Annotated in this window: 16 protein-coding genes and 1 pseudogene; 4 read left to right on the top strand and 13 right to left on the bottom strand. The window is 39.5% G+C overall.

The window, feature by feature from the left end; all coding sequences use genetic code 11:
- Positions 1–16: 16 nt before the first annotated feature.
- The 12 genes and pseudogenes from ViNHUV68_RS19345 to ViNHUV68_RS19290 all read right to left on the bottom strand — a co-directional run bounded on the left by ViNHUV68_RS19345 (position 17) and on the right by ViNHUV68_RS19290 (position 20,113).
- Positions 17–1,801, bottom strand: a complete 1,785-nt coding sequence (locus ViNHUV68_RS19345) for a hypothetical protein (RefSeq protein ID WP_391090779.1) — start codon at positions 1,799–1,801, stop codon at positions 17–19.
- Positions 1,788–3,248: a hypothetical protein gene (locus ViNHUV68_RS19340; RefSeq protein ID WP_391090777.1), complete on the bottom strand. Its 1,461-nt coding sequence runs from the start codon at positions 3,246–3,248 to the stop codon at positions 1,788–1,790. The genes ViNHUV68_RS19345 and ViNHUV68_RS19340 overlap by 14 nt, the downstream gene beginning before the upstream one ends.
- Before the next feature lie 31 nt (positions 3,249–3,279).
- Positions 3,280–5,379, bottom strand: a complete 2,100-nt coding sequence (locus ViNHUV68_RS19335; RefSeq protein WP_391090775.1) for a DUF262 domain-containing protein — start codon at positions 5,377–5,379, stop codon at positions 3,280–3,282.
- A 77-nt stretch (positions 5,380–5,456) separates the two neighbouring features.
- Complete coding sequence (gene pglX, locus ViNHUV68_RS19330; protein ID WP_391090773.1) at positions 5,457–9,086, bottom strand: BREX-1 system adenine-specific DNA-methyltransferase PglX; 3,630 nt, start codon at positions 9,084–9,086, stop codon at positions 5,457–5,459.
- A 69-nt stretch (positions 9,087–9,155) separates the two neighbouring features.
- A complete protein-coding gene (gene brxC / locus ViNHUV68_RS19325) occupies positions 9,156–12,833 on the bottom strand; it encodes a BREX system P-loop protein BrxC (RefSeq protein WP_391090771.1) in 3,678 nt (1,225 codons plus the stop codon).
- Between the two features lie 64 nt (positions 12,834–12,897).
- Entirely contained in the window at positions 12,898–13,485 is a 588-nt protein-coding gene (locus ViNHUV68_RS19320) for a DUF1788 domain-containing protein (protein ID WP_140298950.1), read from the bottom strand.
- Positions 13,485–14,081 carry a DUF1819 family protein gene (locus ViNHUV68_RS19315; protein WP_136997939.1) on the bottom strand — a complete coding sequence of 199 codons (597 nt, stop codon included), beginning with the start codon at positions 14,079–14,081 and terminating at the stop codon, positions 13,485–13,487. Before ViNHUV68_RS19315 ends, ViNHUV68_RS19320 begins: the two co-directional genes overlap by 1 nt.
- Positions 14,074–14,979 (bottom strand): YafY family protein, encoded by a 906-nt coding sequence (locus ViNHUV68_RS19310; RefSeq protein WP_065091085.1) that lies wholly within the window; start codon positions 14,977–14,979, stop codon positions 14,074–14,076. The genes ViNHUV68_RS19315 and ViNHUV68_RS19310 overlap by 8 nt, the downstream gene beginning before the upstream one ends.
- A gap of 188 nt (positions 14,980–15,167) precedes the next feature.
- Positions 15,168–15,596: a hypothetical protein gene (locus ViNHUV68_RS19305; RefSeq protein WP_282136939.1), complete on the bottom strand. Its 429-nt coding sequence runs from the start codon at positions 15,594–15,596 to the stop codon at positions 15,168–15,170.
- A gap of 155 nt (positions 15,597–15,751) precedes the next feature.
- Entirely contained in the window at positions 15,752–16,255 is a 504-nt protein-coding gene (locus ViNHUV68_RS19300; RefSeq protein ID WP_391090768.1) for a hypothetical protein, read from the bottom strand.
- A gap of 3 nt (positions 16,256–16,258) precedes the next feature.
- The gene (locus ViNHUV68_RS19295; RefSeq protein ID WP_391090766.1) at positions 16,259–18,637 is read right to left on the bottom strand and encodes a hypothetical protein; all 2,379 of its coding nucleotides are present in this window, start codon (positions 18,635–18,637) and stop codon (positions 16,259–16,261) included.
- Between the two features lie 600 nt (positions 18,638–19,237).
- Positions 19,238–20,113: pseudogene (locus ViNHUV68_RS19290) on the bottom strand (IS5 family transposase).
- A 1,088-nt stretch (positions 20,114–21,201) separates the two neighbouring features.
- On the opposite strand from ViNHUV68_RS19290, the gene ViNHUV68_RS19285 reads away from it, so the two are divergent.
- From ViNHUV68_RS19285 to ViNHUV68_RS19275, 3 genes are all read left to right on the top strand, one after another.
- Entirely contained in the window at positions 21,202–21,582 is a 381-nt protein-coding gene (locus ViNHUV68_RS19285; protein WP_257391189.1) for a hypothetical protein, read from the top strand.
- A gap of 65 nt (positions 21,583–21,647) precedes the next feature.
- A complete protein-coding gene (locus tag ViNHUV68_RS19280; RefSeq protein ID WP_391090764.1) occupies positions 21,648–21,875 on the top strand; it encodes a hypothetical protein in 228 nt (75 codons plus the stop codon).
- A 65-nt stretch (positions 21,876–21,940) separates the two neighbouring features.
- Positions 21,941–22,291, top strand: a complete 351-nt coding sequence (locus tag ViNHUV68_RS19275) for a hypothetical protein (RefSeq protein WP_347365935.1) — start codon at positions 21,941–21,943, stop codon at positions 22,289–22,291.
- Positions 22,292–22,321: 30 nt separating this feature from the next.
- Here the strand turns inward: ViNHUV68_RS19275 and ViNHUV68_RS19270 are convergent, their stop codons facing one another.
- Positions 22,322–22,984: a HEPN domain-containing protein gene (locus ViNHUV68_RS19270; RefSeq protein WP_031814998.1), complete on the bottom strand. Its 663-nt coding sequence runs from the start codon at positions 22,982–22,984 to the stop codon at positions 22,322–22,324.
- A gap of 219 nt (positions 22,985–23,203) precedes the next feature.
- On the opposite strand from ViNHUV68_RS19270, the gene ViNHUV68_RS19265 reads away from it, so the two are divergent.
- A complete protein-coding gene (locus ViNHUV68_RS19265) occupies positions 23,204–25,651 on the top strand; it encodes a hypothetical protein (RefSeq protein ID WP_391090762.1) in 2,448 nt (815 codons plus the stop codon).
- Positions 25,652–25,656 lie beyond the last annotated feature (5 nt).

Here is a 25,656-nt window from a genome sequence, read left to right as displayed (position 1 = left end):
CCATTGTAATGAGCCTTTAGTACATTTCTAAACTGTACTCCCCAACAGGGTCACACGTGACCGTCGCAGGACCTGAAGCAAAGAGAATGCGCTTACGAGCACCACCAAGTGATACCGCTATTCGAGAATATTCTTGTTCTAGTTCGGGGTAATCAAGCTCCAACCATTTAGGAAAAGGGTCTGTTTGGACTAATTTTAAAGTTGTACCATGAGCTTGAATTTGGCCTATTGCAAGCTCTTTAACCATAGGTAATTCAGCTCCACCTCCTGTTAGTGCGATAGCTAAAATACCCATAGGAGCACCTTTGACGAAGCTAGGATCTATCTCATTTAAGATATTTTGCATACACTCTTTAAGCGAAGTAGAGAATGCAGCGACCTGAGGTAACGATAAAAACTCGTCAAGTGAAACTTCAATAACTTCACCATTAAATAATGTTGCATTCACAAACCCATCTTTGAAGAGAGATTCTTTGTATTCACGCAAACTCAAGCTCAACGCACCAACAGTGTTTGCGTATAACGGGTTCTCGTAGTTAATATTCGCTTGTTTTAAGATCATCCCCTGGAGCAATTTATCTAGGTAATTACCAGCCTCGGTGATACCACGGCTTGCTCCTTTCACTTCAAGGGCGATACTCTGCTGCTTCTTCTGGTCATATTTTATGCGGTATAAGCTAAAATCACTTGTACCTGCCCCCACATCAACAACCATTACCAACGAGTTTACGTTGTCGCGCCAACTTATTAGGGAACCTGCTACTCCAAGTGGCTCCGTCACGTTTTCTTTAACAAATAAATATTCATTTGGTAATTCACGCACTTGCTTTATCGCATTTACAAAGTTATCTAAATGGATACCATCGTTGAACTGAGTTGCGAAGGTGTCAGCCAAAACTTGCGCTTGACCAAGAAGAAGTTTCAATCTATCGGAAACGTACGTGTGCTTAAATCGGTCAAGACACGGCATCGCATATCTTCTTGAAATATTTCGATTGTACCCCATTGGAGAAATCGCTTCGTTCATTGTCCATGTGAAATAAGCAAGGTAAGCTAATACCATGTCTTCAAAAGATAATTCAGTGTTTGTAGGGTTGAATAATTTTGGAACTCGTTCACTTAAGCCCTCTTCAGAGAGGTATCTTTTTATGTTATCGATACGTTGTCTTTTCTCAATACCAGTTTGAATACGAGACATCTCGACGGCCGCTTTGCCAAACCAAACGGACCCTTCATCATCAATAAACACTGAAGAGATGAGCATATTTTCACTTATTTCTTCCTGATCACCAGGAATACCAAGCGTTATAACTTCAATATCTTCGATTTCGTCATCGTGTTCATCTTCGTGAACTAAGGTTGCCTTGGACATGGCCGTACCGAAGTCTAAACAAACTCTCGAATTTGAGTGTCCAAGGGGTAAATCAAAAATACTAGTGTTTAAAGCAGTATAATCAATATGTTGATTATCTTTTTTATCTGTAGACGGTAATACTGATGGAGCAACTTGCTTCTCTAGCCCAGTTTGTTCGTTTTTTCTATGACTGAAGTCAGAGGTTTCTTCTGAGTTAGATTCAGGTAGGCTAGGTAGATGTTCAGTTTTGCTTGCTGTGCCATCCGTTATCGAAGCCTCTGGAGACGCTTCACCAGCAGACAATTGATTCAACGCAAATTTAAGAGCGTCCATCTCTCTTTCAGTCAGTTCACCAGAAAGGGTATAGCCGCCGTTTGCAACAGGCTTAAACCTATCTAACAAGTTTGTCAGTAGAATAGTGGTTTGTGTAGATTTACTTATTTTCATCTGATATCACCTCTACCCATGGCTTCACGAGAGTCTTGATTTTTCCACCAAACTCTTTTTGTATACCATCGCGTACTACGCGTACTTTACGTACACCATACTTGTGGCCACCAAGCATCTCATGTTGTCTTGGGTTATATTCAACAATTTGACCCAACATATTTGTGTGAGTGAGCTTACGCATCCGTGCTAGTTGTCTTGCTATCCTCGACATATCAATAAAACCACTAGACGCTTTTTTAACAGTAGAAGCGAGTGGTGGATCTGATATTTCAAGGAATGGAACAACTGCTCTTTGGAGCTTTTCCATGACCGTTTGACTGGTTTCCACCTGTATGAGCAGAGAGCCGATTTGTTGGTCTTCAGAATTGCCGATATTGTGTGTCACTTCACGTTCACTACTGGTTTGCTTACCACCTTGTAACCACCATTCTTTAACGTCTGGATCTAACTCTTTGGAATCATCGAAATGAGCTTTAAGGGCAGGGATTACTTGTGCTTTAGAATAGTAGGCTTTTGAGAGTAGTTTCAAAATGGCATTATCTGTACGGTTTTGACGTGCTAAAACCAGAGCTGCTTCTTTAAGGTTGGTTTTGATTCTTGGCAACATTATTGAGTCGCGATTCAGTTCGCTCCAAGCACTACTACTTAAACTGTTGCGAGCAACTTCTAACACTTGATAGCTACTAGACAGTAGAGCGTGTGAAAATCGGATTTCAATCATTCTTATTAACATTGCAAAAGCATCATCGACAATATCAATCAGGACATCGTGCTCTACTGAAGGAGATGAATGATTTAATATTGCTCGTAGCCAATTCGCTAGCGCCAAGCCACCCTCTGAACCAATATCCTTATACCAGTCTTTCACCACTTCTGACCAAGCTCGGCTAATACGTCTTGCTCGCTTCATTCGTGCATCGACGTTTTCGACGGTTGCTAAGTACATTAACGAATCGCTAGAAGATTGCCAGGCAGAAGATAGGCTTCCACAACGTTGAAGTGCTAGTTGTATTAATGCTCGTCGAGCATTTTCAGATGTATCTGTGAGAGTGCTTTGTCTGAAAGCGTATTCAGAAACCCAGTCTGCATTTATATGGTTTAATGCTTGAGCTGCATAATGCTTTTCATCGCCATCGTTTAAGTTTTCAATATCACATGGTTCGTCAATAAGAACTTCTGATAGTTGGGCGAATACCTCGCTTTGTCTTGATCTCGATACGGCCGCCAATCTCCCTAAACTGGCGGCGGCACGAAGTCTGTCGATAGAGAGGGGGTCATCATCCTCAGTACCCAAATCGATAATGACCTCAATAACTCTAATAAGATTGCTATCTTTAATAACGCTTTGAATCGATTTATCTGCCATGCATTTCGTAAGAATGGCGTTAACATCAACAATTGAGTCAGCGGCTTCGATAGAGATTAATATTTCTTCTTTATTCAATTTAATAACCTTGGCACAAATTATTAAGTGTCTAGCCTTCGATCTGCATATCGACGACTTGTCGGATTAATTGGATGGCGTACGGGATGTCTGTTATCGAGTTAACTCGAAGTTCAACATCTCCATTTCCCCACCGTCCTAGATTAGTGACATCACGACAAAGTCCTTTTGGATCATGGATGTCTGTGAACTTACAATTAAGCGAAATACGTAGGCCTGATGCTTGAGGGACCACATCAACGAAATTTGTGTCGAGCTTGAATGCGACATAAAGTTTCAAGAACTCTTCTTTTACGTTTTCATCCAACGCTAACACTTCTTTTCTAAATGCCTGATAAAGATCTTTAGATGCACCGATAGCTATGTATGGATGGTCTTCCAAGGTGTAGCCTGTTCGCTCTGTTTCGATAGATTGATAAGATTGAAATGTTGTTTCGTCAAGGTCGGGATAGCGCCATACTTTTTGCATGTTGTTTGCTAGTAGGGCTGAACGGCTCAATATCTTATCTTTGTTCCAAGTAGCGTGATCTCTTAAGCTTTGGTTTAACGTCAGAGGACTGTTTGCAAAGCCGCCCTCCATATCGCGCTTATCCGTGTAAAACTTATCACTTAACTCAGAGTTGTATCCAGTGAGAGTAAGGTTGCCGATGGTATGCACGACTTCTTCTTGAATGACCTTCCATTCAGAACCTAGGGCCTCCTGCCACTTTTGAGACAAATTTTTGTTCTGAGGGAGAACATGCTCAATGGTATAATTTTCAACACTTATGCGTTCTTTTTTACCAAAGTTTTCTAAGCGTCTTAACCAATAAGCTCGGCTTCTCACGTTATACATATCTTTGTATTGTAAAGATCGACTAAATTCAGAGTCTGAAGGGAATCGACGATATGACGTAAGTTTCATCAACTCTGCTTTGAAACTTTCCAGATAGCGCTCTTTACGTAATGTGCGAGCAAAGCCAGCAAATGTCTTGTTAAGTGAGTTGGTAGGAATATCACATACATAACGTCTAAAGACGTAGCTCTCAACTAATCTGACACATTCAATAAATTCATGTAATGATAAAATCTCACTATCGTAATCATGATATAGCTCGAGTATCAAAGGATAGGAGACGTCTACTTTATAGGCATTCAAATCTTGAAAGGCTTCCTGCAATGTTGGTTCTTTTTCTTTCTCAAGTGCAAAGGAAATATAGAATTTGGCATGCTTACGAACGTCGGAAACCACTTCTTCAATATCAATATCGCTACTGCCTACATATTTTTTAAACGCTTCATAAACATCGCCTAAACGAGGTGGTTTATTGGTTTTTAATGTCAAGTAGTCCCGCATAAATTGATTAAATAACCAGCTGTATTCACCGTTACCAAAGTCTTGCTCCATTGGATACCAGTATTTCTCGTACAATAGCTCTTGTTGTTTACGATCCAGTCCCATCAAAACATAGTTTCTAATGAGATCGGCTTGGCTTAAGTCAAGCCCTGTGGAGTTTAAGCTTTCGAAGATTAACTGAGGGTTATCACGTTCTCGGTCGAGTGCGATATCTACAATGAGTAGCTTTTGAAGTCCTTGGTATACTTCTCCTAGTTGTTCATTAGTACATCGATTCAGTTTTTCAGTAAAAAATAGATAATTTTTTACGACGCGCGAGGAAGACTCGGCATCTTCAATTTTTTCTCCATTAACAACATTTCTAAGTTGTGGATCATCGGCTTTAGTTAATAGAAGTTTATAGAATAAGTCACCTTCTTCAACGTCATTGCATAGATAGTATTTTTGTAGCTTTCTATGATTGGTGCCATCGATAATGGCCTCATCTTGTGAGGCCTGGCGAGTTTTAAGTTCGTTAACTAAGGCGGAGATCAGAAGTGTGGTTGATGTAAGCCGTTGCTGCCCATCGATAACAAGTAGTTGTGGGACGTCACTGTGACTATAAAGGCCACGTTCAACATAAACCACAGAACCAATAAAATGAGCTTCTAAGTTCGTGGTACCAGCTCGAATAATATCCTTCCAGAGTTGAGCACATTGTCCTTCAGTCCAACTGTATTGGCGCTGATAGATAGGAATGATGAATTGAGCCGATTTTTGTAAAAATTTGAATAATCTATTTTCTGTTGCTTTCATACTAGCCAACCACACTTTTAGATACTGTTTATTTTCTGACATTAAAAAAGCACAGCTCGAAAGCTGTGCTTAATTTACTATTTTATTTCTTCTGGTTTTTTACCATGAATCGCTTTGACGTCAGCGAGTAGGTTGCCGAATTTGCCGTAGTTAACTTTTACGCCGTCATCTAGGTCTATAGAAATCTTCATTTCTGCTAAGTGCTTCAACTCTTCATCGAAGGCACGGAGTTCGGACTGTTTCTTTTCGATTGATTTCAACTCTTTATCAATACGTCGCTGCTCTGTACTACTCGCGTTTGTGCAGCTTTCCGTTAAGACCGAGTGCTGAGTTTCCAGCTTACCCATCAGTGGAGTGACATACTCAGTACGCATACGGGCAAGGGTACTTTCGTTATAACGATGCAAGTAAACCAAGCATTCAAATGCCTTTTCTTTACCTGAGCTAAATAGCCAGTAAATAGGGCGCTTTTTATACGTTTTCAAATGGTCTTTGTAGAATTGCGTAGAGAAGTAACGACGAATCGTCTCCATCGAGCTTTCGTTTTTCTTTGGCTTGATCGCATCTAAGCACAAGCTTTCTGCTACAAAGTCGAGGTTTTCTTGTAGATGTTCTTCACCCCAGACCGTTTTTACGAAATCACGGAAGCGGCTAGTTGCATCATCATCGAATAACCAGTCTTCGGCCGCCAATGGAATGATTCCATCGTCATCAGCAGGGAAGGTGTTGTACGCGCCTTCAGCAACGAGTTCTTTGAAGCCGTGGTTGCCAGCGTGTGCATAGATCAAACCTTCGCGATCTAGGGAGTAGCGCCCCATTACTATTCCTATGTAATTGCTAATAAGTCGCTGGCTGAACGAAACTCGATTGAGCAAACTAGCTTTATGGCTGTCAGAAAAGTTGTACATGGGATTGTTAAATAGTGTTATACGTTCAAGCTGTATATCTGAGCTTATTTCTTTATCTAGATCATATTCTTTTATCAAGATTTCATTTAGTTTTGTTTCTAAACTGAGGCATTTGTTAACTTGGGAAGTCCAATAGTTAGAACTCTCAATAAAAGTTTCTTTAATTTTTAAGTGATTAGTTGGAAAATGATTACACTTGAAATCATAAGAAGTTTCTCGAGAGTCCCAGTCGTCTTTATGTATGCCTTCAATTTCCTTGACTAGTTCTGAAATACTACTTCGGAACGTACTATCTATTATGGGTAAGAGGGATACATGACCACTCTGAAAGTCCATTGTTGGTGCAATATATTCTAAAAAGTGAGCTGTTACTTTGCTATTGAGTAGACCAGAGATGAACCTTGTATCAGAAGTATTGGTTGGAAATACACATGGACCTGTTGATTCAAAAATTTGTCCTTCGGGGAAACTACGAAAAGCGGTATTACCACTAGATATCCTAGTCCATGAAATACCACTTTTAAAATAATTTTGTGCATTCCTTAGGTTAGAACCTTTGAAAGATTTAAGCTCATGTCCATCGTTGCCCCAGTTTATGACAAAATCATTGTTTCCATACCATTTTCTATAGGGGCCTCCTTTTTGACAAGGAACCCATTTCTTTGATTGTCGATCTACTTCGTGCCAGAGGCGAAGAAATCTATCATTATCTCCTGTATCAAGTCCTTTCCCAATGCTTGCTAACTGGGCTAACTTTTTATTTTCCTTGAAAGCGCGATGAACAGAGTTTGATGCCCAATATGCAATAGGACTGGTCGGGATGTTTTTCAAATTATCGACCGTACAGCTTTTTAGTCTTTTATTCTTTGATGGGAATTCGGAAGGTACACCATTTTTATTGATATCTTTGCTTGTACAATAAGAAAACGAACCGCTGTATCTTGCTAGATGATAGTTTCTAAATATGGTTGCACATGTGCCAAAAGCAATTTTCATCACGCCATTATCCATATGAACCATTGAATCTAAAGTTGAACTATTGAGTAGTTCTTCACGCATTTTTTCGTAGCTAGATAGAAACATCCAAGATTGCATCGTGACCATAGAATTAAAGCCATTAGGAACTAGCCAATTGAAACCACGTTCAATGAACATTGCAAATAGATCTGACTTGGAATTTGGATAGAAGTGCTTAGCAAAATTTTTCAAAGCGGCATTCATACCTTTAGAACCCATGTAAGGCGGGTTCGCTATGCAAGCGTCATATTTATTTCCTATCAGCTGTGCTTGTACAATAATAGGAGTAATGACCGCACAAGCATCACGAACGGCAGGGTTTGAATCATTAGATTTATGCTCCAGTAAAGCTTTAAAGGCTTCCAATCCTACTAAGTATCGACTGTCAATATTGATGAGGGAGCCTAAATTTTTACCGTCAATGAATTGGTCTTTTAGATAGAATAGTAAATCCAAATATTGCTGGTTCTCGGTAGACGTTTCTATGAAATTTGATTGCTCTGCAAACAAGTCTTCCATTGAGCCAGTTTGCTTGTTTCCATCCAGATCTAAATCATGCCAGAGCTGATTGATATCTAAGTGTTCTGTTGACTGGATTGCGTGAATATTAAGTTGAATGTGGTTATCTTCAACGCGACTGAAGATTCGGCGATCATCTTCGCGAGCCTTCATTAGTACAGCGAAAGCGGCCATTTGCGCAGCACGATCATCGATATCTAAACCATAAAGATTCTTAGTTAGGATTAGCTCTGGAATTTCACGTAATCGGTAACCACGCTCTAGGTAAATCTCACGCAGCACTTCATAAACTTCAACCAAGATGTGACCACTACCACAAGCTGGGTCGAGGACTTTAATTTGCTCTGGATCGATACTAGTCGGCGTGATCGCTTTTAGTTGTTCAATTACTTCATCACTTTGCTCGGCTGGTGTGATGTAGTATTCCATTTTGTCTTTCAGCTCAGAGTCAGGGTAGGTGGCTAGCCACTGGCGACCAAGTGAGTTTTGAACCAAATATTTTACAATCCAATTTGGAGTAAAAAGCTGTGTTGCAGCTGGAATATCTTCTTTTTTTACAACTTTACCTATAACCGCATCTTTGTGATCGGAAATGTAGAACTGGTACAGCCAGCCAATGACTTCAATTTCACGCCAATTATCTTCAGGTACGTCATTAACCAGCTCTTTTAGAATTGAGTCGGTTTTAGTCAGGTTATCTGGTAGTAGCAACTCAGTGGCATCATCGAGTTTCTCGAACATAAATGGCATGATTTTGCTGAGCTGGTGGCATTGAGCGAGCAATAATTCACGATACAGCTCTTCTTCTTTGTCGCCAGCTAATAGCATTTCTACGATGTCGGATTTATTTAATCCCAAATCCTCTGCCACATCAGCGGCATGAGCTAAGATTTCAAAGCCTTGGCCAAACTCCGCATCTACTTCTTTACTCAGCATACGGAAGCCATGGTCAAGATAGCCATTCACTTCCATGAAACGAATGGCCGTAAAACGGTTAAACCAGGTAAACGCCATTTCGTTAATAAATTGGTTGTAGCCATCTTTACCACCACCAAGCGCTTCGATGCGTCTCACTAACTGCAGACGTTGTTGACCTTGCTTGCGTGTAAAGATACGTCCTTCGATAAGGGTATCCGTTCCTTGTGTCGTGGCTTCACTGATTTTATTTTCGTAGATGCCGAGTACGGCAGCGCGTTTTTTCACTGCATCCATAAAAGCCAAACGGGCTTTCGGGGCATAAGCTTTGAGTTTGTTGGTATTCATTTATATAACTCGATGGTTTAGCCTGAGCTTGCGCTCAGGCAGAAATTCAATGGTTGTTGTTTTTCACTGCTATTTAATGCGTACTTTATGGTTACTCTCAACGAGAGTGACCAGTTTATCGCGCAGCGCCTTCAGGTAATTTTCAACATCTTCGACGGTTTCCATATAAGTCGACTCAGAGACTTCTCTGTAGACTTCCATCGCATCAATTGCTTGAGTAGGCTTTGCCTTGGGCGCCTTTTCGCGGACAGGCATTGCTTCTGTCGTCGATGAACCATAGTTCGCAGAAGATTGACTCGTTGATGATGGTGAGGCGGTGGCTTCTGAATTTGAAGATTGTGCTTCTTTCGTTTTTTCCGCTAGCGCTTGCTGCTGAAGAATGTAGTCGTTCACTACCTTTTCCGCATCGTTAAACCAATCATCCGCTTCAATAAGCTCGTGCTTAATCTGCGAAACGCTGTTTTCACGTTGTACGCGTTTAATTGCATTCTGGAATGGCAATAATACTCTATTGCTGATCTCTGCACTTGCTCCAGCGTTTTCAATCAGTTCTTTAACTTCATCAATACGCTGTTCGAGCTTTTTGATAGTGTAACTTTGCTGTTTTTCAATCAGTTGGTTATTGATTGAGGTCAGCGTCTCAACTAGAGGTTGAATATTACGAATATCTCGATACGGTGATGCGTTGTGATAAATAGCAGTAAGTTTATCAAGTGCAGTCATTGCCTCCGCATTCTTTTCAAGGAACGCACGGTTCGCGGAGAAGGTGATATTTAAAGCACGCTCTAGCCCTTGCCAACTTGTAAACTGAGTTTCGTAGAAGTTTTCCAGTAACTCATACTCTTCTTCAAAATCGAGCAGGTCGTTGGTTTTAGCGATGAATTCATCAACGAACTGGAAGCTGGTTTTGATTTCCGTTAAGCCTGATAACAACATAACGCCATCATCGATCTCGTTACCACCAGGGTAATGGCCAGTCGATGACATCGATTTGAATCGTCTCAGTTTAGTCAGCCATTGATTTAACTTTTCAACTGCTGAGTTAAATAACTCTTTTTCGGCGCTAGGAGCGGTGCCAAAGCTAAGGTCTTTATACAGCTTCGCTGCTTTTTTCAGATTAGCTTCAGATTGTTGCTTGATACGGCGAATACGCAGGTTCGCTCTTTTTTGAGACTTACTTAGATGTTCATATAAGCCTTTTAACGGGACTTCCTGTTGGTTAGCCTGAAACACAAGTTTATTGGCAAGACCAAGACGTGCCAATATTAGGATGATCTCATCGGTGTTCCAACCATAAGGGCGCTTTGAGAACTTCTTGATGATATCGGCCGCTGTGACCGCGTAACCATGGTCGTCACTTAATGAAACGTGCTGTTCTATTTCAAGAACTGCGAGTGGATTGGCTTCTTCACCTGCTAAGTCGAGGCCAATCTGTGCCGTATCGCCAGCGGCTAAAGTTTGCTGGATTTCACTTAGGATGTTTCCAGGGAATGGTTTGATCAGTTTGAGCTTACCGAAAGTATTTTCAATGATGTAGCGGTAGGCTCCCTCTAGCATGACAGCAAGTGAGCTACCTTTTGCATCAAAGCCAGAGCCAAGCGTGTAAAAATCAGACTCTTTGATTAGTTCTTCGAGATCTCCGACTAATCGCTTGCGACGATTCATGTTCTCGTTGGCTTTATCGCGGCGGATCTGTTCTTGACTTGAGCCTGAGGCGCTACTGCTTTTGCGAATGAATTTTTCCGTCTTAATATAAGTACGAAGATCATCGAATAGGCGAGGGTTATCATTCAGTTTGACAAGAATGCAATCTGATGAAAAGTTTGCACAGGTAGCGTCGTTGTATTCGTCGTAACTGTTGTCGATAGGTGAAACGACTTTCAGCAAAATATCACTGTCTAAATTGCGATCAAAAGGAACACCGTTACAAAAACGAGCCACTGGAAAATCTTGCTTGTTCTCTGGGTAACGGAAGTTGTTGTTGCGACGCAATATCTCGTTAAAGATGATGTTACTCAGTTCGGTTGTCTCATCTGAAGGTTCGATATCGGTCTTCTTAATCGCTTCTTCGATCTCTTTTTCCTCATTAGTCAGGAAAATGTATTCATCGTTTTGTCGAGCAATTAAGTTGTTACGTTCCAGTACCTCGAGACGAGCCTCAATAGCCAGTCGCAACGCGCGTTTATCCTGATCAATTTCGCTGATGCAAAGGGTTACCAAGTTATCAATATTGGATTTCACTTCATCGACGTAACGGATCATAAATAAGGTTTGCAGAACTTGAACTGCAAATTCATCAATGGAAGTTTTGTCTGCGGCATGATTAATGTCACGCACGACAGCATCATCAAGAAACTTCTTAATGGAGTGATAAAAACTGTGAATAGGGATCAAGCGACCCACGTTTTTATCGGCAAACTCTTTTGAGGCGATTTGGAAGGCGTCAATCAACGAACGTTCACCACGACTCATGTGTTGCCCTGAAGCACCAGCACGGCTGATGCCTGTGAAGATCTTTTGTACCAAGTTGTATTGGTACGGCACGAATGGATAGGTATTGATGAAATCATCGCTACTTTGATAGTTCGCCATTTCAGCCGCATTGCTTTGTTCAAAACTCAACTGGCTACGAATGATATCGCCTTTGGCATCATAAAGTTCAGACAGGTGACTTTTAGCTTCCTCTGTTTTACTGAGTAGACGCTTTTCGATGACTTCATTTGTGTTGGAACTAGAAAGGGAAATACGTTCAAATCGACCTTGGATTTTGGAAAAATCCTGGCTTTTTGAGCCTTGCATACCGCCAACAATGGAGTCGATATCGGCTTGAGAAGTCACTATCACCCAAGCGCGACCACCACAAATTGTTCCGAGATTCTCGGTGATAGTTTGTAGTTTGAGCATCATCTGGGTGTTTTTACCAATAAACTGACCGATTTCATCGACGAAGAAGAGCAAGCGGCGATCGCGATTCCCATCAAGGTATTCTTTTACCCACTTACAGAAATTGGCAATATCCAGAGGGAAGTTTTCTTCAATTTTCTCGACCCACAGCTTAGTGGAATCTAATGATTGACCCGTAACCTGTGCCAGTGCTTCTGCCATGTCATCACGGTAGAAATCATAGGAATCCCGTTGTTCTAGCCAGCTTTCACCTGTGATTGACTCAAAGGCAGTTTGAAAGCCTTCAAACTGCCCACGAGAATCCAGTTCTCGCTCCAAGTGGGCAATATGCGCATGATCGCCTGAGTAGCCCATTTCTTCATTGAATACTTTTAGGAAGACCTTAAGAATCGCATCTTCTTTGTCATCAGTGTCGGCTCGGCTATCAATATTGAATAAGATAACTTTGTTGTCTTTCTGGATCGCTTTTTCAATGTCACCAACTAGGAATGCATCGTCCTTCAATTTTTCAGAGAAAAAATCAAACGCTGTGCGAGTCGTTATTCCATCAGTAGCTGACACATTTTTCAAAAGGTATGACAGGATCTTGATGAAGTGCGATTTACCGCTACCGAAAAAGCCAGAAACCCAAATCCCTGATTTGCCAGTGATCGCAGCTTGTTCTGGGTCGTACACAGAGGGCATATAAAATTTAAAAAAGTTCTCTATATGCTCTTTTAGTTCATTCGTGATGACGTATTCATCAAGTTCGACAAAGACGGTTTCATTTTCGGTTTGATCTGCTTTAACAACGCCATTGATAGGGCGAGCGATATCTTTCGTAAAAAGTTGTTTAATATTCATTCTTTTTCTAACCAACATGCTTATTGTAAGTTTGCAAGTTCATCGTCATATACTTTTTACTGAGCTATGGGACGAGTTTGAACGCACGGTAATAGTTATTTGATTCGATACGGCCGAATGGTTTTAATGTTGCTCCATCGTATTCACCAGGATAAAACATTACGGTAGGCACGTTCCCCACTTTGGCATGCAATGCATTGAGAAGACCATGCCCACGAATGATAGGCCAGACACTGCCTAGCCCGTGTAAGATGATGAAGTCACATTCAAGTACATTAGCCTGTTTTACAATAAATTCAGCAAACCGATTTTGTTCAAGAGGGCCTTTTAGTGCTTTGAATAAGGCATCATCACCTTTCTCAAATTGCATCTTGTAAGCTCGATCGAGTAGCTTACGAGACTTCAGTAACTCGACGACCATTTCATACAAATTGATACACGCGAAGCGTTTTCCTTTGATTTCACTGCGTGATGCCAGTTTTTTAGTCAAAAAGTCGATATGCTCTCGAACAATAATCTCGTGCTCAGCAGGGTAGTCGAAAATGTAGAAGCCTATCTCACCGCCCAGTTCTTTGTTGGTGAGGAACTCATCACTTTCCAGTCTGTCTTGCACTTTTTCCAAACGTTGCTGGAGTTGCTGTACTGTTTGCATTATGGCTCCATTGCTCTGACGATATCATCTCTATCCATCTCTGATAGGAGAATGCGTACATCAGGTGAGACAAAGATATTCATGAGTTTTTTGTGTTTGGTGGAGTCTATATAGCCTGCATCTGCTAAAACTTTGAACGCGACTTGGGATATTTTATACGTAGATGACTCTGACATCTCAAGTAAACCTGGGTATAGGCGTCCGCGCTCCTGCCAAAAATGCTGCCAGTCATCTACATTCAATGCTTCTCTATACATACGCTTTGCGTCTGTTACCACAATTCGCATAAAATCCGCTAGGATAGGGGCGTTGATTAATGTTGCAGCGAACATTAACTGTGTTGCTTCTTCTGTACCGCTATAAGCTAATTTTTGAAGGTACTCGTTGTTTAACGATTCCAGACGCTTTTTGATTGTCGCGGCATTGCGTTTAGCTGACGCAGCTGAAGGCTTTTGCAAGATGTTCTCTTCTACAATCGCTTTGTTCCAATCCTCTAGGGTTGGTTCTGTTAATAGCAGGTCGGCAATGATTTGGCTTTCACGGAGCATTAGACTTCCACCAATAAGATCGCCTAAGTAGCGTTTGTGTTCAGACATCAATGTTTCCTAAAGAATGAAGTTGAGTTCGATTCCCCTCATAGCCTGCGGCTAAGTGTAGGTTTTCGATACCATAAAGTGTTGGACTGTTACGCAGCCATAGTTGGTGTTCTGGAGACAGTAATCTGGCACTATCAGAACAATCGACATTGAGTCTTCGTAATAAATAGCCAGCAATAGCGGCTCTAACATCGAGGTATAAAACACCATCATTCATGTTGTAATCCAACTCAATGGCTTTGGGGTGCTTAATATTTTTGGGATGGGGTACTAGCTCTAATGGAACGATACGTAACCATTGGTTATCGGACATCTTGGATTGAGACTCTGATACCGCTAGATCCAGCAGTTTGGCTTTAGTTATACGAGTAACAACAAAATCACGAAACTCATGGCTCTTCATATCGTAGGCACGTACATGCCATCGAAGACCATTGTTCACTAATGTATGTGGTATTATCGTTCTTTTGCTTGGGCCACTATCTAGAGAAATGTATTCAATCGATACCGCTTTTTTGTTGAGTGCTGATTGGGTTAGCTTAGAAACAATGTGGATATCGGGTACAGCAAGCTGACTCGGTGTTTCAACAGGGAAACGAACATCTTCCATTATGTCAATGCTATCACTGAAGTTGTGCGTAAGCTGACTGAGCGCTTTTTGCGCATCATAGTCAAAAAGTGGCTTAAAACATGACGTTTGGAAATAACGCTTCTCGGCATTGTCGTACACAAGGTTCTCGCCAGCCAGTTCTTTATACAGGTTAATGTCCCGAGTGGCATTGGAAAGCCCCATCTTAAAATGTGCGACGACTTCAGCTCGCGAAAAATGGCCCACAAACATCAAACGGAAATCTATATAAGACAAACGTTGTTTTTGAGCGTAGCTAAGTTGTTCCATAGCAATTATCGTGAATTATTTAATGTCTGAAGTATGAACCATTTTGGGTCTGACATCAATCCAGATAGTGTTGGTAGGTGTTTTATTAAGCATAAATGTGAGGTAGGCACAGACGATAAAAGCCAGCGTTTACACGCTGGCAACAGTCAATCTGGGGAAAGGATTAACATAGAGTAAAGAGTATGGTTTTATGAGATTTGATGGGTCTTAACTTGTTTTAGCCAGTCGTTAATTGAGAAAGAGCAACAGAAATCATCCATTTCGGAGTTGTTATCGACATCATCAAAAAGATAAAGTTGAAGTTGCCCATTATCAGTTATATTTCTAAAGTGAGATTTATTGAGAGCAAACACTACGTTTAAAATGTCTTCCTCACTTTCAACCTGACATAGAAACGTGCTTGAAAAGGTTGCCATAATAGCAGAACCATCATTCAATTTTACATACGAAAGGAGTACTAGATCCATAGATTGTGCAAAAGTAAGGCATAGGTCTAGTGGGGAAGTGATATGTAATTTTCTGCCGTTTAAACGAATGTCATGACTAGTGAGTAGAGGGTGGTTAATCAAAGAAAGTTGATTATTTGACTGTTCTTGATAGTTCTTCAAATTTTGCATAATAAATCCTTAATAAACTTACCCCAAAACTTCGTTTATTGTAGATTTATTAAGTGACACGCGGGGTGTTTAACGCATCTGTTTTTAAGTTATAACTGATGATGATTAAAGTCAATTAAATTCTATAAAAAGTGAAGGTTTATCATTTTAATTATTTAATCATCACAATAGAGTTCTTCGTAATCGATAAGATGCATGTTCCTATCAATCCGCTTTAAATCTTCGAAAGCAAAAAATTTCTTAGCTAATCGAATAGCGTAATAAGGTTCGGTCGTATTTGAAAGTATTACCTCTCGACTATGAGGAACATGGACAAACTCAATACTGCCAAACCTAGTCTTATAAAAACCTGATTCCCCTGTTGTACCCAGAATTAAAATCATCGGGATCTGAGAGATAACACTCCACCTTGAGAGGGCATCTTCGAAAGATATATAACACAGTTCGCCTTCTCGCAGTGACAAAGCTAGTTTGTCAAAGAAATCAGGCGGCAATGTCGAACGCAAGTAAACAAATCGCTCAAAATTAATACTGACGATGTAGTCGTGTTTTGCAATGATCTGCTCAATATCATCACTTCTAAAGATTGAGCAGATCTCATCACGTTTATAGATAAACTTTTCTGTACGCCGATACTGCATTTCGAAGATCATTTTCATAGATTAGAAACCACGATGATTCAAAATGAACGAACTATGACACGAACTTCGATAGGAATTCAAACGTATTGCTGTATTTAGATGTTTATTTAAGTAACTTTTTGAGAAAGGATGAAGTTCTACAGTGCTTTTCCTACAAGTTGACTTGCCTTCATTTTTACAACTAAATCCTAGAATTTTAAGAAAGTGATTAACGCTTCTTTTTATCTGTGTAATATTATTCACTGTTGCACTTGTTCGGAATGAAATACCATTATATTTTGACAACACAATTTGGTTATGCTTAATCTTCATTTGAGAGTAGGCTGCTATATAGTTTTCATTCGAAATGACGACTTTTTCGTTATAGCTTAGGCCGAGAGTTCCAATAACGGTATTAGCCACAGATAATATTCTTTTTCCATCTGGGGTTAACCTCTCACGTAGTTCTTTATTTTGTAGTGAAAGAAGTTCATCTCTAAGTTTAAATAGTCGATCAAACTTAACCAACTCAACATTAACATCAACTGAAGGAATGCCAAACTCCTTTGCCAAAAGAAACTTATCCGAAGACGCTTTTTCTTCGTTTGTAGCGTTACCTGATTCTATAATCAAGGTTGCTTCTTGTGCAGAAATATCTTGAGCTTCTGCGATTGCATGGGCTTCCTCGTTAGAGTCAACTCGGTTTCTGGCAGCTAACAGTTGTTTATGTTGGTTCTTGTTTGATGAACTTGTTTCGATGGAAATTGAGTCAAACCCCAGTGCTTCGAGAGTCGCTATTAATGCAACAGGCATATTCGCTTTCAGAACCGTTGACTGCGCTTCGTGTAGTCCTACCATATCATTAAACGTGAACTTATCGCTGACCACTGGTTTAGCTGGTAAAAGGTAACTATTGCGATCTCTAGATACCGCAAAGTGAATTTCTTTGACTGCTCTAAAACGTAATGCTAACTGAACCAGAGAATTTGGAACAAGTACGCTGTTACTTATAATGGTAATAGTGTCAGAATAGTGCTTTTCAATACTCACACCGCAGCCGATATAAGGCGAATAGAAAATTTTATGATACTTTTGCGCTTCGACATTCGGGTCTGAAATGAAATCTATGACTTCAGGCTGACGTTTAGTATCTGAACAAACTACTAAGATCCCCGCTTGAAGTGCTTTTTTATAACACCCATTGTTATTACTTTTGTAACCCATACGTTTGATGGAACGCCACATTGTTTTCAAACAATCGAAAGCATATAGGCGTTCATTGAAAGGGGAGTTTAAAACGGTAGAACGGTCTTTTATGGATACGGTTCTTTTTTTATAGGCTGAGTAGTCATCAACGTTATATATAGCAATGTCATCTTTACCGATACTCCTGACGAAATTACCGCTGATATCTTCAGAAATGTCAGCATCCATCATAATTAACCACTTAGCATTTTCAACAACCGACTTTAGAGACTCATAGCTGTTCAACTGACTGTCCAAATTTTGAAAGTGACTACCTTTAGTTGCTGTGATGCCTTTTTCGCACTCATCCCAGATAATCAAATCTGCTTGTAAAACTTCGAATAGTAGCCCTGGTAGACTATTAATCGTTGTTGTCAGTACTGACGCTGACTCTAGCTTACCAATGTTCATTTCTTTATGATCACAGGTAGATAGTTTTGTACAAAAATGAGATTGAAGCTTGTTTTTAAAACATTGACCTAAAGCTTCTATGTGGGAGATATAAACAACTTTAGCATCAGGGTTTGAAGAAAGTACTTTTTTGGCAATTTCAATAGCAGTAGTAGTCTTACCCAAAGACATTGATGCTCTAAGAAGATTTACACGACTGGCGGTGAAATCAATTTCTCGAATTGCTGACACATTTGAAGCACTTTTTAAGCCGACTAAATCATCCACTGTACTTAAGATTGGATCCTTATACATATTAACTAGTTCTTTAGCTTCCAAGTTGTCGATGTTAAGTTGTTCGCTAGCAACTGCTATAGCATCATCACGTGATAACCTCAGTGGAACGGCACTGATTAGTTCTTTAATCGCGAGCAGTTTTATCTCTTCGATAGGCTTGATTTGATAAATACCTGAATAAATGCTAAAACCGTAAGTTATTGGGTTGTTTGAAAGCATTTGACCGTTATATCGGATTGTAATGTCGCGTTGACACGCTACTTTTGCCGCATCAACTAACTCTTCATCATTAACATCTTTGCTGACGTTAATGTAGGAAAGAGTATGTGCTTTGCCATTGTAAGTTTTTGCAGCGATTGAAGCGGATGTCAGGGCTACATCGTTTCTGAAGTCGTTATAAAATGATATATCTTCAGGAGTGCCAACAAAAAGGACGCACTTATTAGAATATGGATTTTTGATGTTTATTATTGGTTTTATACTTAGCATGATTAATTCGTTATTTTTATTTTTTATTATTGTATCCTTTGGATATAAAAATATGAACAAAAAATCACTTATAATAAAAAGTAATTTTCAAGTCAAAGAAATTTCCCAAGTAATTCAATCGAATGTGCTGTTAACTTTAGAGAAAGTTAATGTTTTTTGTCAATTTATGCTGAGTGTTAATATTATACATAAATAACTACTTAAGTAATTATTATTGTGTTAGTTTGAATTTTAATGTGAATAATCAATTGGCATTAGTTGGGTTTTATTATTGGTTATATTTTAAAATGAAGATGATTAATCAATTAGTTAGATGCTTTAAATAGGGAACATGATAAATTTATATATCTTATATATAAAATAAAATCCTATGTTCCCTTTAAATGTACAACCATTTGCTATCTGCATGCGTTAGCATGCTATTTACTGACTCTACGAGTCAGAAGGACGATTAATTAGTATTCAGTGTCTTATATGCAATTGATATGCGAAACATCGAGGTCACTTACTAGATTGAGATATTGACTAGTATTACATGTACCTCGATGGGGCTTTGCCTAATTCAGTGAAAATGCATGATAGCCCCATATTAGTCAATTCTTAAACAATACACTGAGTTTCAAGCATACCAAGCCCTGTAAGTTTGTTCAGTGCCTTGATCATGGCGTAAGCCTCGCCAATCTGTGCATTGTAATTTCTTAGGCCTAATTTCCCACCTAGTAGCTGTTTTACTCGGTACATCGCTATCTCTGATAGAGAGCGCTTATGATAGCCATACCGCATTTTTCACTTCTTGTTGGAGTCGTAGAGTTTCTGGCAACCTACCGCTAAGTTACGAGGATGCCCTTGTTCCCAGAAGGCTGCATGGCATCGTGGCAATTCCTTGTGTCATAAGCGCCATCGCCTGATATCTCAATGATTTTGCGACATGTCTGCTTAAGCAAATGGGAAGCACATCGGCATCGGTTACGTTAGATAAGCTCAGCTCTGCTGCGACTATGTCGTGGGTGTTGGTATCGACTGCGAGATGTAGCTTTCTCCAGACTCTACGCTTTCCGTCAGTACCATGCTTCTTGACCTTCCATTCACCTTCGCCATAAACTTTGAGGCCAGTTGCATAAATGGCCAGATGCTGTATCGCGCCTCTAGTTTTAGTTATAAATGAAACCTCAACTTGCTTAGCTGACGGCTTATACAAGTGTAGTGCGGACACACTAGCGGAATGTTAGCTAGCTTAAATACTGAGTCTATAAAACCTTGCAGCGCTCTCAATGGCATAGAGAAAACTCGTTTCACCATCAGTGCAGTAGAAATGGCTAAGTCGCTAAATCGGCGAGGTCTACCTCGCTTGCCTTGTTTGTTTTGCTTCCACTCGGTAATCTCTTCCTCATCAATCCAAAAGGTCAGAGAACCGCGGCTTATTAAGGTTTTGTTGTACTGCTTCCAGTTAGTTGTTTTGTAACGAGGTTTAGGCATGAGGCGACGACGATTAATGGGTGTAGTGGATCAGAACGTAACTTCTTGATTTAGTTCCATCGATTTACGCACAAAGCCCCTCGATGGCTATAGGATTTTGCACTGGGTGTAAACAGTCTGTTATCGCTGCAAGTATTGCGTTAGAGTAATAATACTAGTTAGTATATTGAGAGCCTGATGATGTTAACGGTTGGACTGTAGGGCATATGGGTTAGGTAAACTGCGTACTTATTCAGCGGTTGTGATGATACATGAAGTATAGAGCGGCGATGCCATAGGCGTAAACTAGACCAAGGGCATCTGAGCTTGCTCCCGATAATGTTTACTCTGTCAAGCAGAGATAAGCAGCCAGATGTGGATTAACCATTTAAAAATCGATAAAATGCCCACCATCACATACATTTGGTTAAACTTTTGTCCAATAAAACGGAAATTAATAGCCTGCAATTTTCGATAACCACACTTTATAATTTTGACTATTAATCAGACGGTTAAAAACCTAAAATAGGGAACATGGTAAATATCTATATACTATATAAAAAATTAAATCCTATGTTCCCTTAAATGCACGATAAACTATTCGTTATCTGCATGCGCTAGCATGCTATTTACTGACTCTACGAGTCAGAAGAACGATTAATAATTGTATGGTCTACTGAATTGTTTTGTTGGACATATCATATTTATTTATTGAAAAACACAACAAGGTTCGTTCGGCTAACTAAATCTTTTATAATATAGATCTGGTTAGCAAGCGATATTATTAATTAAGATTTAGAAGTCTCTATTCTCGACGATTTCATTCTTTTAAATTATGTCTTATATAAGCTAGTGTCGTTTTCATGATTGTAGAATTCTAACCTTTGCCGCCAACTCGTTTAATGCTTTATCTTGTGGTATTTATTTCAAAAAACGATTTCTAACTATAAGCTTAATGAGACGTGATCGTATGTATTCTATGGCGGCAGAAGCTTTTAATAAATAAAAAAGTTTTATTTGATTTATTTTTTATTTTATATTTACAGTTCTTTTAAAATATGCTTTATTAAAGTGGTGTTAAACATGGTCTGAATTTAAAGGTAATCAAAGTGAATCGTCATAAATACGTGTATAAAAACCCAAAACTAAATGTTATTAACAAGAATTTAAATGATGGTTTAAATTCCACTGTTGATTTAAATCCCTATGATGATTATTCAATCTCAGATTGCGAAGCATTACTTAAAGCGAACAGTTTAACTGTTGAAGAACAGCATCATAGTATTAAACCCAACGTACCATTCTCTAATAAAAAATCAGTTAACTGTATGGTATTGAGTCAATACCATATTAAAACGGATAGGCGTCAATCAGCGCAAAGCAACCAAACACAGAAAGAATCTCGTGTCCCTGGCCTTTATGGTTGCAATCGTTACAAATCAAAACGAAAAGAACAAGTAAAACAGAGCGAAATGTTTTACTTCTTTTAACGCGCGTCGGGATAGATATTATGACGAAACAGCATCAATGCGAACAAATGCCGAAGGAAGTTCAAGTGTACTGTACAGATCACTACACAACTGACGAACAATGGTTTTTGTTTGTCTCTGAAATGGCAACAGAAATGGATCTAGAACTGAGTCATGAACTTAATGAAGTAGGGGAGTTGCTCTGGCAAACTGCTTTTAACATTATTCATTGTCCGTATTGTGGCTTGACACTAGAAACCACGCAAACGCCTACTGTCCATTTTCATAAGGCTGTTAACTATAAACTGATTTAGTCACTTTACTTTCGTATTTGTCACGCTTATCAGCATGACTGTATATCTACATTTGAGAGAAATTCATGAGAAAGAGCAGCCAACGTTATAAATCAAAACTATCAAGATTCTACAAGGTCGCGAAATCTAGTCAAATGACACTGACAGAACTCATCGAGTTAAAACGTAGAGGGACGCAAATAGATACTGCAATGCGTTTAACAGCCAAGCTTGGAGAGGTCATTGATTGGCAGAATTTCAGTTCGAATGGCTTCGTGATTACGGTTCCTATATTAGCTGGTAATGGACAGACAGTTGAACTACTTTGTGTTTGCTATGATTTTAATTCATTTAAACAGCTTCAGGCTAGATATGGTGACTGTCCTGAAGACATTGAAGAACGAGTATTGCAAGCACTAAAAGATTTAGAATTGTAAATTTTTAATACAGGGTTAAAAATTATATCATTAACTCTGTATTAATGGGTAGACAGGAGCCCCCCATAGTACAGATTTGTTGTCCATCATTAACTCGATGATGTTTGGGATGAGCATTTCAAGTATTGAGGTGCAATCTCGTAGTTGTTTTCTATTTGCAGAGCTGTTGAATGTTGCTCCTCCATGAATGATTTGGTTTCTGAGAGTATAGAGTCTAGAAAACAGTATCGATAAGACGACGGCAGTATTGCATTGGCCTAAGGCTTTGCTAGCAGCCGTTTTAGCCTTTGAACGGTGATTTTTCCAGTCTTGCTCTGAAATTCTCTCACTTTGGAAGTCCCAGTAAGATTGAAGAATAAATTCGTTTTCTAGAATCAATCTAATAGTACCAGCGTATTCTGACCAGACTATGTTGTGGAGCTTATTTGTAGCATCTACAGAAACCAGTTTGTCCAAAAACTCTTGATATAGACCTTTTTCACCATAAACAAGTTTTTGTTCAAACTCTTGAGCGTAAGCAGAGTTGAATGCAATCCACAAAAAAGTAAATTTCGAATCGTCGTCGGTGCATTGCTCAGCTTTGTTTAGCCAGCTTAGTGCTCTATGTACTCTAATGCCTAAGTTGGGAGAGTAATCAGATCGTTCATTACGCTGGCGCTGCTTGAGTTCATTATAGTTCTTTGTCTTGTTCATTTTATTTTACTTATAACCTAGCTCATGAATATGAGATGTAAAACACATAAGCACCATATCACATATGCTTGAAATGCTCTAATATGCATTTTAATTCGCCTAATTAGTCGAAGGTTTCTCTAAAGCCAATGGCACCTTATTCGATACATAGGGGCGTTTGCTGACTGATGCTACTAGTGTCATAATCACACAATAGTTAATGGTAGTTGTGCATATAAAATGACGTTTAACAATAGCTTGATAAACTTTTCGCGTGCTGGGGACATTTTCCACTATCGTTGGGCTGCAAAACGGTGTTTGAAACTTTTAGATTTCAATACAAAGTTGCACAAGATAACGATAGAAGGCTCATTAGAACCAGACAAGCCTGGTGAATGCGTGGTTGATGTTGCCGAGTATTCAATGTCTGGAAAAGGGGCAATCGTAGAGTACTTTCAACTAAAACACTCAACAACTCAATTAGATTGTCCTTTCACATTAAGTGGCTTAAAAGACACTATTGTGGGCTTTTCTGAAAGGTTTAGAGCGTTCAGCTCAAAAAAATCAGGTTTAGAACACTACGTTTTCACTGTCATAACCAATCGCCCAATTGCTAAATCATTTAAAACTAATATAAAAAAGATTGCAAATAATCAAAAAGCCGATATTAGATTTACTGAAACTATAGAAAAATATACAGGATTAAAAGGTAAATTACTTACTCAATTTTGCTCTGTAATACGTCTTTGCGATGGGGAAGGGAACTATGACGCTCAAAAGTATGATATTCACAAAGAACTCTCCCTGATTACAGTTTCTAAAGAGTTTGATAAGACAGCTAAACTCCTTGTTAGTAAGATCACAGAGAAGATAGAACCAGGAAAGAGTAACGTAATAACTATAAATGACGTGTTAGAGGTCTTTGATATTACGGATATTCATGATTTTTTCCCAGCGCCGCCACAGTTGGAATCTATTTCTGAATATATCCAGAGAGAGCAAGAAGAAGAAATCATTAAATCAATTAGTAGCACCCGCTCTCACACACTAATTTCGGCTAATGGTGGAGTCGGCAAGTCCATACTTTGCCAAAATATTGCCAGACACTTTAATGAACATTCATGTGCGATCGTATATGACTGTTTTGGTAATGGGGGTTATAGAAGGACAAGTCAAAAGCGTCACCGTCCCCATGATAGTTTTGTTCAAGTTTCAAACCAGCTTGCCAAAGAGGGGTTGTGTACAGCACTTATACCCTCTAGACACGAGCCTGATGATTACTGGATGAGAGCATTTCTTACTAGGTTAAATGAAGCGTGCACAGCTCTAAGAGAGCGTTGTGAGAATGCTTTGCTAGTATTGATTTTTGATGCTGTCGATAACGCTGAAATGGCAGCTAAAAGCTCAGGTGATAGTTGCTTTGCTTCGCTATTGATCAGAGAACATGTTCCAGATAATTGCAGAATTGTTTTTGCGTCTAGGCCAGAACGTACACACTTGTTCGACCCACCTCCTACCGTCAATATGATAGAGCTTCAATGTTTTACTGATAGAGAGACATTCTTGATCCTTTCTAGTCGATACAAAGATGTGTCTATACATGATGCAAAGGAGTTTAATCGGTTAACGAGCGGTAATCCTCGTGTTCAAGCTAATGCCCTCAGTTTAAATGCTCCTTCCATTAGTGAATTACTTTCTTCTTTTAGTTCAAATCCAATGACCGTAGATGATCTTATTGAGAAACAACTAGAAAAAGCAATTGCTTCTCTGAAAGACACCTTTCCAAAAAACGATAGGGAGCAAATAGATGCTATCTGCACTGGACTTGCGACTTTGCCGCCATTTATCCCCTTAAATGTCTTAGCTCTGGTCGCCGAAGTTTCGGAAGATTTAGTAAGGAGTTTTATAACAGAGCTGGGTAGACCACTTTGGATGACTGATAGCTCCGTTCAGTTTAGAGATGAGCCGACTGAAAAGTGGTTTCAAGATACTTTTATTGCGACTACAACACAGATAAGGAGCTTTATAGAGCGGATTAAACCATTAGCAAATAGCTACTCTTACGTTTCAGAAGCATTGCCTTTGATGATGTTAAAAGCGGAGTTGTTTGATGAATTGGTTGAACTAGCACTTTCTGATGACAGCTTACCAACTGATCGTCCCTTTGATGCACGAAAAATTAGATTATTCCGTCTTCAATATGCATTTAAAGCCGCTTTAAAAGAAAGAAAGTATTATGAAGCTAGTAAGTTAGCGTTAAGGGCTGGTGAAGAGATTGCGGGCGATGAACGACAAATAGAAATTTTATCTAAAAACTGTGATTTGACCACGAGATTTTTATCATCTGAAAGAGTTCAGGAGCTTGCACATAGAAGAGTTTTAGGTGGCGCATGGGAAGGCTCAGAAACGGTCTATTCTTCTTCATTACTATCATCGATTGGAGACTGTTCAGGAGAAGCTCGTAGCTATTTGAGATCGGCAAGGCACTGGCTACATAGATATTTTGATAGACGAGATGAGTCGGAGGAGTCAGAAGATCGCTTTGATGAAAAGCTAAATGAACTGGAAATCGTAGAGCTTGTTACATCAACATATAATCTATTTGGAGAATGTAAAGCGGTAGACTACTTACTCTCTTGGTCTCCTCAATGTTGCATATGTAGTGGCATAGTGAATTTGGTCACTTAGTTAGA

Source organism: Vibrio sp. NH-UV-68, assembly GCF_042940635.1.
Lineage (GTDB): Bacteria > Pseudomonadota > Gammaproteobacteria > Enterobacterales > Vibrionaceae > Vibrio > Vibrio pacinii.
The sequence above is the reverse complement of the archived record's forward strand: the minus strand, read 5'-3'. Positions and strand labels throughout refer to the sequence as shown.

What these genes read in the sequence shown, in the direction of transcription:
- ViNHUV68_RS19320 (WP_140298950.1), bottom strand. Translation starts at nt 13,485, where the DNA reads ATGCAAACAGTACAGCAACTCCAGCAACGTTTGGAAAAAGTGCAAGAC.
- ViNHUV68_RS19305 (WP_282136939.1), bottom strand. Translation starts at nt 15,596, where the DNA reads ATGCAAAATTTGAAGAACTATCAAGAACAGTCAAATAATCAACTTTCT.
- brxC (WP_391090771.1), bottom strand. Translation starts at nt 12,833, where the DNA reads ATGAATATTAAACAACTTTTTACGAAAGATATCGCTCGCCCTATCAAT.
- ViNHUV68_RS19335 (WP_391090775.1), bottom strand. Translation starts at nt 5,379, where the DNA reads ATGAAAGCAACAGAAAATAGATTATTCAAATTTTTACAAAAATCGGCT.
- ViNHUV68_RS19315 (WP_136997939.1), bottom strand. Translation starts at nt 14,081, where the DNA reads ATGTCTGAACACAAACGCTACTTAGGCGATCTTATTGGTGGAAGTCTA.
- ViNHUV68_RS19300 (WP_391090768.1), bottom strand. Translation starts at nt 16,255, where the DNA reads ATGAAAATGATCTTCGAAATGCAGTATCGGCGTACAGAAAAGTTTATC.
- ViNHUV68_RS19345 (WP_391090779.1), bottom strand. Translation starts at nt 1,801, where the DNA reads ATGAAAATAAGTAAATCTACACAAACCACTATTCTACTGACAAACTTG.
- ViNHUV68_RS19310 (WP_065091085.1), bottom strand. Translation starts at nt 14,979, where the DNA reads ATGGAACAACTTAGCTACGCTCAAAAACAACGTTTGTCTTATATAGAT.
- ViNHUV68_RS19295 (WP_391090766.1), bottom strand. Translation starts at nt 18,637, where the DNA reads ATGCTAAGTATAAAACCAATAATAAACATCAAAAATCCATATTCTAAT.
- pglX (WP_391090773.1), bottom strand. Translation starts at nt 9,086, where the DNA reads ATGAATACCAACAAACTCAAAGCTTATGCCCCGAAAGCCCGTTTGGCT.
- ViNHUV68_RS19265 (WP_391090762.1), top strand. Translation starts at nt 23,204, where the DNA reads ATGACGTTTAACAATAGCTTGATAAACTTTTCGCGTGCTGGGGACATT.
- ViNHUV68_RS19275 (WP_347365935.1), top strand. Translation starts at nt 21,941, where the DNA reads ATGAGAAAGAGCAGCCAACGTTATAAATCAAAACTATCAAGATTCTAC.
- ViNHUV68_RS19270 (WP_031814998.1), bottom strand. Translation starts at nt 22,984, where the DNA reads ATGAACAAGACAAAGAACTATAATGAACTCAAGCAGCGCCAGCGTAAT.